General features: G+C 71.3%; 10 protein-coding genes. 6 read left to right on the plus strand and 4 right to left on the minus strand.

What is annotated here, in order from left to right:
- Positions 1 to 61 precede the first annotated feature (61 nt).
- Positions 62 to 1,099: an ABC transporter ATP-binding protein gene (locus tag IG74_RS0130020; RefSeq protein ID WP_078869131.1), complete on the minus strand. Its 1,038-nt coding sequence runs from the start codon at positions 1,097 to 1,099 to the stop codon at positions 62 to 64.
- Between the two features lie 128 nt (positions 1,100 to 1,227).
- On the minus strand, positions 1,228 to 2,448 hold the full coding sequence (locus IG74_RS0130025) for an NYN domain-containing protein (protein ID WP_030683777.1): 1,221 nt from the start codon (positions 2,446 to 2,448) through the stop codon (positions 1,228 to 1,230).
- Positions 2,449 to 2,760: 312 nt separating this feature from the next.
- Here IG74_RS0130025 and IG74_RS52850 point away from each other — a divergent pair, with 312 nt between their 5' ends.
- Positions 2,761 to 2,931, plus strand: coding sequence for a hypothetical protein (locus IG74_RS52850; RefSeq protein WP_199818900.1), 171 nt, complete (start codon positions 2,761 to 2,763; stop codon positions 2,929 to 2,931).
- A gap of 81 nt (positions 2,932 to 3,012) precedes the next feature.
- Here the strand turns inward: IG74_RS52850 and dnaE are convergent, their stop codons facing one another.
- Positions 3,013 to 6,555 (minus strand): DNA polymerase III subunit alpha, encoded by a 3,543-nt coding sequence (gene dnaE / locus IG74_RS0130035; protein ID WP_030683780.1) that lies wholly within the window; start codon positions 6,553 to 6,555, stop codon positions 3,013 to 3,015.
- A 180-nt stretch (positions 6,556 to 6,735) separates the two neighbouring features.
- Between dnaE and IG74_RS0130040 the strand changes: the two genes are divergently transcribed.
- The 5 genes from IG74_RS0130040 (at position 6,736) to IG74_RS0130060 (ending at position 13,223) form a co-directional block, all read left to right on the plus strand.
- Positions 6,736 to 8,088 carry a DUF2252 domain-containing protein gene (locus IG74_RS0130040; RefSeq protein WP_030683782.1) on the plus strand — a complete coding sequence of 451 codons (1,353 nt, stop codon included), beginning with the start codon at positions 6,736 to 6,738 and terminating at the stop codon, positions 8,086 to 8,088.
- A gap of 111 nt (positions 8,089 to 8,199) precedes the next feature.
- A complete protein-coding gene (locus IG74_RS0130045) occupies positions 8,200 to 8,889 on the plus strand; it encodes a hypothetical protein (protein ID WP_030683784.1) in 690 nt (229 codons plus the stop codon).
- A 43-nt stretch (positions 8,890 to 8,932) separates the two neighbouring features.
- On the plus strand, positions 8,933 to 9,751 hold the full coding sequence (locus IG74_RS0130050; RefSeq protein ID WP_030683786.1) for a thioredoxin domain-containing protein: 819 nt from the start codon (positions 8,933 to 8,935) through the stop codon (positions 9,749 to 9,751).
- A gap of 116 nt (positions 9,752 to 9,867) precedes the next feature.
- On the plus strand, positions 9,868 to 11,604 hold the full coding sequence (locus IG74_RS0130055; protein WP_051855644.1) for an alkaline phosphatase D family protein: 1,737 nt from the start codon (positions 9,868 to 9,870) through the stop codon (positions 11,602 to 11,604).
- A 53-nt stretch (positions 11,605 to 11,657) separates the two neighbouring features.
- On the plus strand, positions 11,658 to 13,223 hold the full coding sequence (locus IG74_RS0130060; protein WP_030683790.1) for a serine/threonine-protein kinase: 1,566 nt from the start codon (positions 11,658 to 11,660) through the stop codon (positions 13,221 to 13,223).
- Here IG74_RS0130060 and IG74_RS0130065 read toward each other — a convergent pair.
- Positions 13,220 to 14,176, minus strand: coding sequence for an IS481 family transposase (locus tag IG74_RS0130065; RefSeq protein WP_030683791.1), 957 nt, complete (start codon positions 14,174 to 14,176; stop codon positions 13,220 to 13,222). The genes IG74_RS0130060 and IG74_RS0130065 overlap by 4 nt on opposite strands.
- Positions 14,177 to 14,277: the final 101 nt, after the last annotated feature.

Genomic DNA, 14,277 nt, shown 5'->3' on the forward strand with positions numbered 1-14,277 from the left:
GGGAACGGCACTCAACGGACAACCTTCCTGCAGACGTCCCAACGCTTCACGGCTCGGTCCCTCACGCCTTCACCAGTCCGTCCCCGCCGCGCCCGCCGAGGGCCAGGTACACGTCCTCCAGGCTGGGCGTGGCCAGCGTGAAGTCGTCGAGCGCGGCGAAGGCGCTGCCGCCGGTGACCGCCGCGACGGCCGCCCTGGCCTCCTCCGGCGCGAGCCGCAGCGTCCAGCGGCGCCCGGACTCGACGGCCGACGAGCGCAGCGCGGCGACCTCCGGGACGTCGACGGGCGCCCGCTCCCGCCACACGAGCTCCACCCGCACCTCGCCCGCGACCTTCTCCTTCAGACCGGTGGGCGTGTCGCAGGCGATGACCTTGCCGTGGTCGAGCACGGCGACGCGGTCGAGCACGGTCTCGGCCTCGATGACGTTGTGGGTGACGAGCAGGACGGTCGTGCCGTGCTCCGCGCGCCGCCGGTCGACCGCGCTCCACACCGCGCGCCGCGCGACCGGGTCCATGCCGGTCGTCGGCTCGTCGAGCACGAGCAGCTGCCGCTCCCCGACAAGCGCGGTGGCGAAGCAGGCGAGCCTGCGCTGGCCGCCGGAGAGCTTCTTCAGGGGGCGGGATGCGAGCTCGGTGAGCCCGAGCTCGTCGAGGACGTCGTCGCGCTGGGCCCGGGCCCGGACCGTGTCGAGGCCGCGCAGGCGCGCGGTGGTCTCGACGGCGAGGGAGACGGTCAGCTCGTCGAGCGCGGTCGACTCCTGGCCGAGGTAGGCGAGCAGCCGCGCGGCCCGCTCGGGGTGGCGCACGATGTCGTGGCCGAGCACCTCGACGCTGCCGCTGTCGGGGCGCATGAGGCCGGTCAGCTGGCGTACGAGGGTGGACTTGCCGGCGCCGTTGGGCCCGAGGAGGCCGAAGATCTCGCCGCGGCCCACCCGGATGTCGACGCCGTCGCTGGCGCGCACCTCGGGCGTGGCGGGCCTGCCGCGCCGGCCCCGGGCGGCGGGATAGACCTTGACCAGATCGCGCACCGCGCAGACGGCATCGCTGCCGTGCCCCTGCCGGAGCCCCCCTCGGACTGCCTGTGCCGCGCGCGTACTCACGAAGGACGAGGGTACGGGGTCGGCCGGGCGGCGGGGCGCGCGGGGCGGGCCTCACGCGTCCGTCCGGGCGCGTCCCGAGCCCCTGGGGGGTGTTTATCCAGCCCTCGCCCAGGGCCCCGCGAAGCCCCTCATTCCCCGGCAGGCACGTGCTCCGCGGCGGTACGAACGTCGATTTCCCGCCAGAATCCGGCACGGATCGCATACCGGTCGTGCTCGTCGATCTGGTCGTCCTTGTGGGCGAGCAGCCCGAAGCGGGCGGCGTACCGCAGCAGTTCGCCGTCGATGCGGTGCGGGATGCGCGGGTACATCGTGGACAGCTTCTGCAGGTTGTGCTGCTCGGGCAGGCGGGCCATCCAGCGGCGCGCGAAGACCTGCCCGACCTCGTACGGGTCGCCGCCGACGGTGGTGATGTCCTCCTCGCGGTCGGCCCAGCGCTGCTCGGCCGTGGTGAGCTGGGCGAGCGTGGGCAGCGCTGCGGCCTCGGCGGGCTCGGCCGGGACGGCGGGGCGGTCGACCCAGCCCTTGTCCGACGACCAGCGCAGGGTCGCGCTGGTGTGCTCCCGGCCGGCCTGGACCGGGCCGGGGCCGCGCAGTGCGGCGAGGTCCTTGGGGGTGGGGACGCCCTTGGCGGCCCGGTCGCCGTTCTCCTGGGCGCGCGGCGACGCGGCCGCGTGCTCGGCCGCGGGCTGCTCGGCGGCGTCCGCGGGAGCGGTGGCGAGGGCGGACTCGGGCAGCGGCGCGGAGAGGATCGCGGCGATCTCGGGCCGGGGCGCGGGCGGTGGCGCGCAGACGCCGCCGAGCTCCTTGGCGCGGACGGCCTTGGTGATCCAGGCGCGGTCGAGGACGCGCCGCTCGTCGGCCTCGGCGACGAGGTCCTCGGACTGGTTGTAGTCGCCGTCGGCGGCCTGGACGGCCCAGAGGTGGACGGCGACGCCGTGCTCCTTGGCGGCCATCATGCCGGGCAGCAGATCGCCGTCGCCGGTGACGAGCACGACGTCGGAGCAGGCGCGGTTGCGGGCCAGCTCCGTCAGCTCGGCGTGCATGGCGGCGTCCACGCCCTTCTGCGCCCACCGCCCGTCGCTGCGGGTCAGCGCGCCCAGGCGGACGGTCACCCGCGGCATGACGCGCAGCCTGCGGTGCTCCGGCTGCGGCACGCGGTCGGGTGCGCCGTCGAACCAGTAGATGCGGAGCAGGGGCCGCTCGGTATCGGACTCGGCGCGCTCGCGCAGGCCCTGGATGAGCGCGGTGTGGTCAACGGTGATCCTGGACCGGGACGGTTCTCCCGCGAGGAGGCTCGCGGCGGCTCCCAGCAGATACCCGGCGTCCACCAGGACGACGCAGCGGTCCACGCGATCCACCCTCTTTCCAGGTTGCCCGGCTTGCCCGGCCTTGCCCGAAAGCTCCCCACGGGTGCCCCGAACGGTCTCACAGGTGCACGGCCGCGGACCTGCGGTCCTGGGGGTCACTTCGGGTTCGCTTCGAGTCTGCCCGACCTCGCGGAGGTTAACGGCTCGAAACTCGATCTTCGGCGTGGCGTATCCGCTCCGTACCCTCCGGCAGCCCCTATTACGCACGGTGAGTGCCCGAAATGCGGGATAGTCACGCATATGTGAGTCTGGTCGCGTCCTGGCCCCCCGATCCTTCGCAGGAGGAAGATCAATATGGCCAAGAACAAGAACCGCGACCGGAACCAGAAGGCCGGCGCCCAGGCCGAGCGCGGTCAGCAGCAGGCGCAGCAGTCCGCGATGGAGGCCCAGGCGAAGTCCGCGGCCGAGGCGAACCCGGGCGATGTCGCCCGCAAGCACCGCGAGCGCCGCTTCGGCCACAACTGACGCGGGCTCAGGCACACCTGAGGGGCGCACCCGATGCGGGTGCGCCCCTCGGCCGTGCCGTGCCCCGGGAGGGCGAGCCGGTCAGCCCGTCAGACAGGACGGGCCGAGCAGCACCTTCAGGTCACCGAAGAGGGCCGGATCCGGCTTCACGCGGTGCCGGTCGAGCCGCAGCACGGTGGTCTTCTGCGCTCCCTGGAGCTTGATCCGCACCTCGCTGTTGCCCTTGTGGTGGCTGAGGATCTCGCCGAGCCGGGTGACCATCGGCGGGCTCACCTTCACCGTCGGGATGGTGATGAGCACCGGGGCGTTGGTGCCCGCGTTCGACAGGTCGGGGACCTGGAGCTCCATCGCGACGAGCCGGGGGACGTCCTCGCGCTTGTCCAGGCGGCCCTTGACGAAGACGACGGCGTCCTCGACGAGCTGGGTCGACACCAGCTGGTAGGTCGCCGGGAAGAACATGCACTCGATGGAGCCCGCGAGGTCCTCGACGGTGGCGATCGCCCAGGCGTTGCCCTGCTTGGTCATCTTGCGCTGGAGGCCGGAGATGATGCCGCCGATGGTGACGACCGCGCCGTCGGAGAAGTCCCCGCCGGTGAGCTGTCCGATGCCCGCGTCGGCCTTGTCCGAGAGCACGTTCTCCAGGCCGAAGAGCGGGTGGTCGGACACGTAGAGACCGAGCATCTCGCGCTCCTGGGCGAGCAGATAGGTCTTGTCCCACTCGTCCTCGGAGAACTCGACGTCCAGGCCGAAGCCGGGCTCGCTCGAGTCGTCCTCGCCCATGCCGCCGAAGAGGTCGAACTGGCCCTCGGCCTCCTTGCGCTTGACCGCGACCACGTTGTCGATCATCGGCTCGTACTGCGCGGTCAGGCCCTTGCGGGTGTGGCCCATGGTGTCGAAGGCGCCGGCCTTGATCAGCGACTCCGTGGTGCGCTTGTTGCAGGCGGCGGCCTCCACCTTGTCCAGGTAGTCGGGGAAGGAGGCGTACTTCCCCTTGGCCTTGCGGGAGCGGATGATCGCGTCCACCACGTTCGTGCCCACGTTCCGGACGGCCTCGAGGCCGAAGAGGATCACGTCGTCGCCCTGGGCGGCGAAGTTGTGCACCGACTCGTTCACGTTCGGCGGGAGGACCCGGATCCGCATGCGGCGGCACTCGTTCAGATAGACGGCCGACTTGTCCTTGTCGTCCTTCACCGAGGTGAGCAGCGCGGCCATGTACTCGGCCGGGTAGTTCGCCTTCAGATAGGCGGTCCAGTACGTGACCAGGCCGTACGCGGAGGAGTGGGCCTTGTTGAACGCGTATCCGGCGAACGGGACCAGGACGTCCCAGAGCTTCTGGATGGCCTCGTCCGAGTAGCCGTTCTTGCGGGCGCCCGCCTGGAAGATGCCGAAGTTCTTCTCCAGCTCCTCCGGCTTCTTCTTGCCCATCACGCGGCGGAGGATGTCGGCCTCGCCGAGCGAGTACCCGGCGATGATCTGGGCGGCCTTCTGCACCTGCTCCTGGTACACGATCAGGCCGTAGGTGAGACCCAGGGTCTCCTTCAGGGGCTCTTCGAGCTCCGGGTGGATCGGCGTGATCTCCTGGCGGCCGTTCTTCCGCTCCGCGTAGTTCGTGTGCGAGTTCATGCCCATCGGGCCCGGGCGGTACAGGGCCGAGACGGCGGAAATGTCCTCGAAGTTGTCGGGCTGCATCTGGCGGAGCAGCGAGCGCATCGGGCCGCCGTCGAACTGGAACACGCCGAGCGTGTCACCGCGGCAGAGCAGTTCGAAGGTCTTGGGGTCGTCGAGCGGCAGGTCGAGCATCTCCAGGTCGATGCCCTTGTTGGCCCGCACCATCTTGACGGCGTCGTCCATGATGGTCAGGTTGCGCAGACCCAGGAAGTCCATCTTCAGCAGGCCGAGCGACTCGCACTGCGGATAGTCCCACTGCGTGATGGTGACGCCGTCGGTGTGCCGGGTCCAGAGCGGGGCGTGGTCGACGATCGGCTCGCTGGACATGATGACGCCCGCGGCGTGCACGCCCATCTGCCGGACCAGGCCCTCGACGCCCTTGGCGGTGTCGATGACCTTCTTGACGTCCGGCTCGTTCTCGTACATCCCCCGGATCTCGCCCGCCTCGCTGTAGCGCGGGTGGCTGGGGTTGGTGATGCCGTCGAGGTCGATGCCCTTGCCGAGGACGTCGGCGGGCATCGCCTTGGTGAGGCGGTCGCCCATCGCGTACGGGTAGCCGAGGACGCGGGCGGAGTCCTTGATCGCGTTCTTGGCCTTGATCTTGCCGTAGGTGCCGATCATGGCGACCTTGTCGGAGCCGTACTTCTCGGTCACGTACCGGATCACCTCGACGCGCCTGCGCTCGTCGAAGTCGATGTCGACGTCGGGCATGGAGATGCGCTCGGGGTTGAGGAACCGCTCGAAGATCAGGCCGTGCGTGATCGGGTCGAGGTCGGTGATGCCCATGGCGTACGCGACGATCGAGCCGGCCGCGGAGCCTCGGCCCGGGCCCACCGCGATGCCCTGCTTCTTGGCCCACATGATGAAGTCGGCGACGACGAGGAAGTACCCCGGGAAGCCCATCGAGATGATGGTGTCCATCTCGTACTCGGCCTGCTTCTGCCGGTCCTCGGGGACGCCGCCCGGATAGCGGCGCTCCATGCCGCGGCGGACCTCCTCCTTGAACCAGGTGACCTCGGTGTAGCCCTCTTCCGGGATGTCGAACTTCGGCATGAGGTCGCGCTTCTCGAACATGCCGGTGGTGTCGATCTGCTGGGCCACCAGGAGGGTGTTGCGGCAGCCCTCCTGCCAGGCGTCCGAGGAGTCGACGGCGTACATCTCGTCGGTGGACTTCAGGTAGTAGCCGGTGCCGTCGAAGCGGAAGCGGTCGGGGTCCGAGAGGTTCTTGCCGGTCTGGATGCAGAGCAGGGCGTCGTGGGCGGTCGCCTCGTGCGCGTACGTGTAGTGCGAGTCGTTGGTGACCAGCGGGGGGATGCCGAGCTTCTTGCCGATCTCCAGGAGGCCGTCGCGGACCCGGCGCTCGATCTCGATGCCGTGGTCCATCAGCTCCAGGAAGTACCGGTCCTTGCCGAAGATGTCCTGGTACTCGGAGGCGGCCTTCAGGGCCTCGTCGAACTGGCCGAGGCGGAGGCGGGTCTGCAGCTCGCCGGACGGGCAGCCGGTGGAGGCGATCAGCCCCTCCGACCACTGGGAGATCGTCTCCTTGTCCATGCGGGGCCACTTCTGCAGCCAGCCCTCGGCGTACGCGTCCGAGGACAGCTTGAAGAGGTTGTGCAGGCCCGTGCTGTTCGCCGCCCAGATCGTCTTGTGCGTGTAACCACCCGAACCGGAGACGTCGTCCCGCTTCTGGTGCGGCTGGCCCCACTGGATCTTGCGCTTGTTGCGCCGCGACTCCGGCGCCACGTACGCCTCGATGCCGATGATCGGGGTGACGCCGGCCTTCTGGGCGGTGTGGAAGAAGTCGTACGCCCCGTGGAGGTTGCCGTGGTCCGACATGGCGATGTGGGTCATGCCCATGTCGTTGCACGCCTTGAACATGTCCTTCAGCCGCGCCGCACCGTCCAGGAGCGAGTACTGGGTGTGCACGTGCAGGTGCGTGAAGGGCGGCTTCGACACGGCTTTGGCCTCCAACGGAAACACTCGGCGACAGGCTGCGAACAGTCTGGGGGGACAGCGGGGAAGTCTAGTCCGGGTCACTGACAGCCGAGCGGCACTCAGGAGTACGGTCGGGCGTTGGAAGAGGGCAGGGGGCACGGAACACCTGTCCCGCATGTCAGTACCAGGAGGCACCCCGCGATGTCGGTCCCGCAGCCCACCGCCGAGCAGCGCGGCGAGGAGATCCTCGCCGTCTTCGGCACCGCTTTCGGCGAGCTGCTCGCCGCCGACCCCGCGGCGTTCCGGGTGAAGTTCCGGAAGATGGCGGCGTCCGCCTTCGCGTTCTACCGGGGCACGGCCGGCCTCTTCTACCACGACCTGGAGCGCGAGCAGGCCGGGCGCGACGGCGAGGGGACGCACAGCGGTCCCTACCTGGACGACCGCACGGGCCGGGTGTGGATCCACGGCGACCTGCACGCGGAGAACTTCGGCACGTACATGGACTCCCAGGGCCGCCTGATCTTCAACGTGAACGACTTCGACGAGGCGTACGTGGGCCCCTTCACCTGGGACCTCAAGCGCTTCGCCGCCTCGCTCGCCCTGATCGGCTACACCAAGGCGCTCAGCGACGAGCAGATCACCGGCCTGGTGCGGACGTACGCGGCGGCCTACCGCGGCCGGATCCACGACCTGGCCACGGGCGCCAAGAGCGAGGAGGTGCCGCCGTTCACCCTGGACACCGCCCAGGGCCCGCTGCTCGGCGCGCTGCGCGCCGCCCGCTCGCTGACCCGCTTCGAGCTCCTGGACTCGATGACGGAGATCCGCGACTTCGAGCGCCGCTTCGCGCCGGGGGGCGGCTCCATCGAGCTGGACGCCGCCACGCGCTACAAGGTCCTCGCGGCCTTCGACGGCTATCTGGAGACGCTCCCGGAGTCCTCCCTGACCCGCCCGGACTCGTACCGCGTCAAGGACGTGGTGGGCCGCCGCGGCATCGGCATCGGCTCGGCCGGGCTGCCCTCGTACAACATCCTCCTGGAGGGCAACAGCGACGCGCTGGAGAACGACGTCGTGATCTACCTCAAGCAGGCCCAGACCCCGGCCGTCTCGCGGCACGTCACGGACGCCTCGATCCGCGAGTACTTCCAGCACGAGGGCCACCGCACGGTCATCTCGCAGCGCGCCCTGCAGGCGCACGCCGACCCCTGGCTCGGCTGGACCGAGCTGGACGGGGCGGGCCAGCTCGTCGCCGAGGTGTCGCCGTACGCGGTCGACCTGGACTGGTCGGACATCGACGACCCGGAGGAGATCGCCGCGGTGGTCGCCGACCTGGGCCGGGCCACCGCCACGATGCACGCGGCGGCGGACGACGAGAGCGGCCACTCGGACCTGGTGCCGTTCTCCACGGAGCGGGCGATCGACGCCGCGATCGCGGCCGACGAGGAGGGCTTCGCGGACCTCCTGGTGGACTTCGCCCACGCGTACGGCGCCCGCGCGCGTGCCGACCACCAGATCTTCGTCGACCTGTTCCGCAACGGCCGGATACCGGGGCTGTAGGGGGCCGTCCCGTCCGGTGGGGCCCAGGGTTCCTCCGTGACACACCCCCTGTGATTCACAGGGACCCTTTAGGGATGCCTTACGACGGCTCATGGCACACTCGCTTGCGCGATGGACATACTCGGGACCCAGATGAGAGTGGTGCGCGCGGCACTGTTCACGGCATTCGTCGTGCTGCTGTCCGCCGCGTCGCACATCCTGCTGTCCCGGGCCCCGCTGCCGCTGACCACCTGCCTGGGGATCACGGCCGTCGTCTACGTCATCGCGTACGCCCTGGCCGGACGGGAGCGCGGCTTCGGCAAGATCGCCGCGCTCCTCGTCCCGCTGGAGCTCGCCGCCGACACGGTCTTCACCACCGGCCAGCACGTCTGCTACGGCCAGGCGGGCGGCCCGGTCGCGGGCCCGCTGCGCTCCTTCGGCGTCGACGTCCTGTGCGGCGGCGGCGACGTGGGCACCCCGCTGGCCCGGATGGCGGGCGGCGAGCAGCTGCACGGCGCCGCCGCGCTGCTCGCCGACGCCGACCCGGCCGCGGCCTGGCTGCTGCTCGCCACGCACGTCGGCGTCGGCCTCGCCGCCGCCGCCTGGCTGCACCGGGGCGAGCGCGCCATCGCCCAGCTCCTGCGCGCCGTGGCCGCGGCCACCTTCCGGCCGCTCCTGATCGCCCTCGCCGTGGTGACCGGCAGAACCGCTCCGGGGCAGCGCGCGCCGCGGCCCGTGCTCCGGGCCCGGGCGGCGCGCACCCGGCTCCTCGTGCACTGCGTGGGACGGCGTGGACCGCCGTACTCGGCCGCTCTCGCCTGAGTACGCACGTCCCCGCCCTTTCCCACACCTACGGAGCACCTCCATGAGCAAGCGCAACAGCCAGGCCGCCAAGCAGGCCGCCCGCGAGCGGATCCGCGCCCAGCAGGAGGCCGAGCGCCAGCGCGAGAAGCGCAAGCGGTCGGTCATCGTCGGCGCGTCCATCGTCGGCGTCCTCGCCATCGCCGGCGGCATCAGCTACGCCGTCGTCCAGAACAACAAGCCCGGCTACTGGGACGAGGCGAAGGATCAGAAGCTGGTCAAGCCCGCCAACACCACCGGCAAGGACGGCACGACGATCATCGTCGGCAAGGCCAGCGCCAAGAAGACCCTGAAGGTCTACGAGGACCCGCGCTGCCCGATCTGCGCCAGCTTCGAGCAGGCCGTCGGCCCGACCGTCGAGAAGGACCTCAAGGACGGCAAGTACAAGGTCCAGTTCGTCGGCGCCACCTTCCTCGACAACAACTTCCCGGGCGAGGGCTCCCGCAACGCGATGAGCGCGCTCGGCGCCGCCCTGAACGTCTCCCCGGACGCCTTCCTCGCCTACAAGAAGGCGCTGTACTCCGCCGACAACCACCCGGCCGAGTCGGACGACAAGTTCAAGGACGACGCGTACCTGCTGAAGATCGCCAACGAGGTGCCCGAGCTCAAGAAGAGCGCGGCCTTCAAGAAGGCGGTCAACGCCGGCACGTACGACCGCTGGGCCCTGGCGATGTCGGACGCCTTCGGCGACAACAAGGACGGCGTCGAGGGCACCCCGGCCTTCGTCATGAACGGCAAGCAGCTCAAGGGCGGAGACGGCCGGAACGCGCCGATGACGCCCGAGGACTTCAACAAGGCCGTGAACAAGGAACTGAAGGCCTGATCAGGAGCTATCACGCAAGCGCAGTAGACGACTTGTGAAAGAGCGGGCGAACTTTTCGAGGGCGCCCGCTCTTTCGGCGCTACCGGTCCGTAGGGTGCCTCCTCGTGACCAGTCGAATAGACAACAACTCGCCGGCGCCCGCCGAGGACTCCGAGAGACCTCGGGCCGCCGCGCTCGCGCCGCGCCGCAGGACCGTCGTCAAGGCCGCGGCCGCCACCGCCGTCCTCGCCGCGCCGCTCGCGGCCACCGGGTCCGCGCACGCCGCCGCCGGCCCCGCCTTCCTGCACGGTGTCGCCTCCGGGGACCCGCTGCCCGACGGCGTCCTGCTGTGGACGCGCGTCACGCCGACCCCGGACGCGGTGCCCGGCTCCGGCAAGGGCCCCGACGTCCAGGTGGGTTGGGAGGTGGCCGAGGACAAGGGCTTCACTCGGGTCGTCGGCCGGGGAACCACCACCGCGAAGGCGGCGAGCGACCACACCGTCAAGGCGGACGTAAGGGGCTTGCGCCAGGCGAGCACCTATTACTACCGCTTCTCCGTAGACACCGCGGACACCGCAGACGGCACGAACGGCGCGGGCGGCGCGGGCGGCGGCCCGGCGGCGGTCCTCTCCCCCGTCGGCAGGACCCGCACCGCCCCCGCGCACGACGCCGCCGCGCCCGGCGTCCGCTTCGGCGTCGTCTCCTGCTCCAACTGGGAGGCCGGCTACTTCTCCGCGTACCGCCACCTCGCGGCCCGCACCGAGCTCGACGCGGTCCTGCACCTCGGCGACTACCTGTACGAGTACGCGTCCGGCGGCTACGCCTCCACCCGCGGCCTCGTGCGCGAGCACCGGCCCCGGCACGAGATCGTCACGCTCGCCGACTACCGCGTGCGGCACGGCGTCCACAAGACCGACCCGGACGCCCTCGCGATGCACGCCACGCACCCCGTCATCGCGATCTGGGACGACCACGAGGTCGCCAACGACGCCTGGTCCGGCGGCGCGGAGAACCACCAGCCCGAGACCGAGGGCCCCTGGTCCGCGCGCGTGGCCGCCGCCAAGCAGGCGTACTTCGAGTGGATGCCGGTCCGCCCCTCCACCGAGGGCACCGTCTACCGCCGCCTGCGCTTCGGCAAGCTGGCCGATCTGCACCTGCTCGACCTGCGCTCGTTCCGCTCCCAGCAGGCGAAGCCCGGCAGCGGCGCCGTCGACTCGCCGGAGCGCACCCTCACCGGGCGCGCCCAGCTCGACTGGCTGAAGGCGGGCCTCGCCTCGTCCGACGCCGCGTGGAAGCTGGTCGGCACCTCGGTGATGATCTCGCCGGTGGCCTTCGGCTCGCTCCCGGCCTATCTGCTCGCGCCCCTCGCCGAGCTGCTGGGCCTGCCCAAGGAGGGCCTGGCCGTCAACACCGACCAGTGGGACGGCTACACGCACGACCGCAAGGAGCTGATCGGGCACCTGCGGGACAAGGGCGTCAAGAACACGGTGTTCCTGACCGGCGACATCCACATGGCCTGGGCGAACGACGTGCCCGTCACGGCCGCCACGTACCCGTCGTCGCCGTCCGCCGCCACGGAGTTCGTCGTCACGTCCGTGACCTCCGACAACGTCGACGACTATCTGAAGGTCGCGCCGCACACGCTGTCGCTCGTCGGCGTCGCCGCCGTCAAGGCCGCCAACCGCCATGTGAAGTGGCTGGACATGGACTCGCACGGCTACGGCGTCCTCGACGTGACCGCCGAGCGCTCGCAGATGGACTACTACGTGGTGTCCGACCGCAAGGACCCCAAGGCGACCTCGTCCTGGGCCCGTTCGTACCGCACGCTCAGCGGAACGCAGAAGGTGGAGCGGGTGCGCGAACCGGTGCGCTGAAAGCCCGGTACAACGGGCCTCCGTGAGCCCCGGGAGCGCATACCCTGTCGCCCATGAGTGGCCAGGGGGACGTGGTCGACGGACGCTTCGAGCTCGTCGAACGGCTCGGCAGCGGCGGCATGGGCACGGTGTGGCGGGCGCGCGACACCGTGCTCCACCGCGAGGTGGCCCTGAAGGAGGTACGGCCGCCGGGACCCGAGCCGACCGGCGAGGCCTCGGCCGTCCTGCGCGAGCGGGTGCTGCGCGAGGCCAGGGCGCTCGCCCGCCTCAACCACCCGCACGTGGTGACGATCCATCAGATCATCGACACCGACGCGGGGCCGCACCCCTGGCTCGTGATGGAGCTGCTCTCGGGCCGCACCCTCCAGGACCTCCTGGAGGAGCGCACGCTGTCCCCGAGGGACGCGGCGCGCCTCGGCCGCCAGCTCCTCACGGCGCTGCGCTTCGCCCACGCCGCCGGGGTCCTGCACCGCGACATCAAGCCGGCCAACATCCTGCTGCGCGAGGAGCAGGACCCCGGCGCGCTGCCGGCCGTGGTCCTCACGGACTTCGGCATCGCGGCGCTCCAGGGCTCCAGCCGGCTCACCGCCACCGGCGAGCTGATCGGCTCCCCCGAGTACATCGCCCCCGAGCGCGTCCGCGGCACCGGCGAGGGCCCGGCCGCCGACCTGTGGTCGCTCGGGCTCGTCCTGTACGTCGCCGTGGAGGGCGTCAGTCCGCTGCGCCGCGCCACGACCCTCGCCACGCTCGCCGCGGTGCTCGACGACCCGGTGCCGCCGCCGGTGCGCTCCGGGCCGCTCGCACCGGTCCTGACGGCGCTGCTCGTACGGGATCCGGGGCGGCGCCCGGACGCGGAGCGGCTCGACGCGATGCTGGCGGCGGTCGCCGAGGACCGGCCGCCCGTGCCGCACCTGCCCTCCGCACCGCCCGCGCCGCCGGACGCGGCCGCGTACACGCCCACGGTGACGGCGGCTCGCCCGGAGCCGCCCGCCGCGCCCCGGCGGCGTACGCCCGTGGTCGTCGCGGCGGTCGCGGTGGTCATCGCCGTCGTCGCGGGCACCGCGCTGGCCCTCGCGCTGCGGGGCGAGGACGAGCCGGACGACAAGGCGGGCGGGCGGACGACCGACAGCGCGGGGCCCTCGCCGCGGCGCACGCCCACGAAATCGCCCTCCCCTGCGCCCTCCTCCGCGTCCCCCGTCACGACGCCTCCGCAGAAGCCGTCCCCGAGGCCCTCGACGGAGCGCACCCCGTCGGCGACGGCCACGCGGCAGGGCCCCCTGCCCGGCTTCGGGCGCTGGGTCGCCCAGCTCCACTCCGAGCCGGACACGTCGTCGCCCGCGACCCGCGACCGCAAGCTGGCCGCCGTCCGCAGACAGGTCCCGGAGGCCCAGTACCTGCACAGCGACGACTACGCCTCGCTGCGCCCCGGCTTCTGGGTGTTCTACGCCCCGGGGCCGTTCGCCGACGGCCGGGCCGCGCTGCGGTTCTGCGCCGAGCGCGGCCGGACGTCGGAGAAGACCTGCATCGGCCGCTTCCTCAGCGGCAGCGGCGCCGACCTCGTCTTCCAGTGCAAGCCGCCCGCGAGCAGCCCGCAGGGGCGCTGCACGGGCCGGCCCTAGGTGTATTGACCCGCAGGGTTGTTTACGCGGGTGATGGGTGGGTGGCCGCCGAGTGCGGTGTGGCATCGGTGGTGGTTGTAGGTGTGGAGGAAGTCTGCCAGGGCGTCGGTGCGTTCGGTGTTGCTGGTGTAGGGCCGCAGGTAGGCCCATTCATCGAGCAGGGTGCGGTTGAAGCGTTCGACCTTGCCGTTGGTCTGCGGCCGGTAGGCGCGGGTGAGCTTGCCGGCCGCACCGAGGTCGGCCAGGGCCTCGCGCCAGGCGAAGCTCTTGCGGTAGGGCCAGGCGTTGTCGGTCAGGACCCGTTCGATGCGGGTGATGCTGCAGGTGGTGAAGAAGGCGGCGGCCCGGCGCAGGAAGTCTGCGCAGGTGGTGGCTTTCTGGTCGTCGTGGATCTCGCTGTAGGCGAGGCGGCTGTGGTCGTCGACGGCGGAGTGGATGTAGTCGAAGCCCATGCTGTTGCGCGTGGCGCGGCCGGCCTGACGCCCCAGGACCTTGTGGCCGCCTCCGTCGGGGATCCGGCCGAGCTTCTTGACGTCGACGTGGATGAGTTCGCCGGGTTGTTTGCGTTCGTAGCGGCGGATGACCTGGCCGGTGGGCCGGTCCAGGTGGGCGAGCCGGTTCAGGCCGTGGCGGACCAGGATGCGGTGCGCGGTGGAGGCGGGCAGGCCCAGGACCGGGCCGATGCGGGCGGGGCCGAGTTTGCGGTCCTGCCGCAGCCGGCAGACGCGGGCTTCCACACACGCCGCGGTGCGGTGCGGCGTCGTGCGCGGCTTGCTGGAGCGGTCGGCAAGGCCCGGCTCACCCTCGGATCGCCAGCGTCGGATCCACTTGTGGGCCGTGGGGCGGGAGATGCCCATTTCCGCGGCGACGTGCGTGACGGGACGGCCGGAGCGGACACGCTCGACGAGCAGTCGCCTGCCGTGAACGGTCAGCCGGGCATTACGGTGGGACACGAAGGCCTCCGTGCGGTGTAGTCACTAGACAGCTCCACCACACCGGAGGTCTTCGCCATGATCAAGCCCGGCAAGCGTTAACAACGCTCGTGAGCAATACA

Origin of the sequence: Streptomyces sp. NRRL B-1347, assembly GCF_000720325.1 — a bacterium.
In the GTDB taxonomy this organism is placed as follows: Bacteria; Actinomycetota; Actinomycetes; order Streptomycetales; family Streptomycetaceae; genus Streptomyces.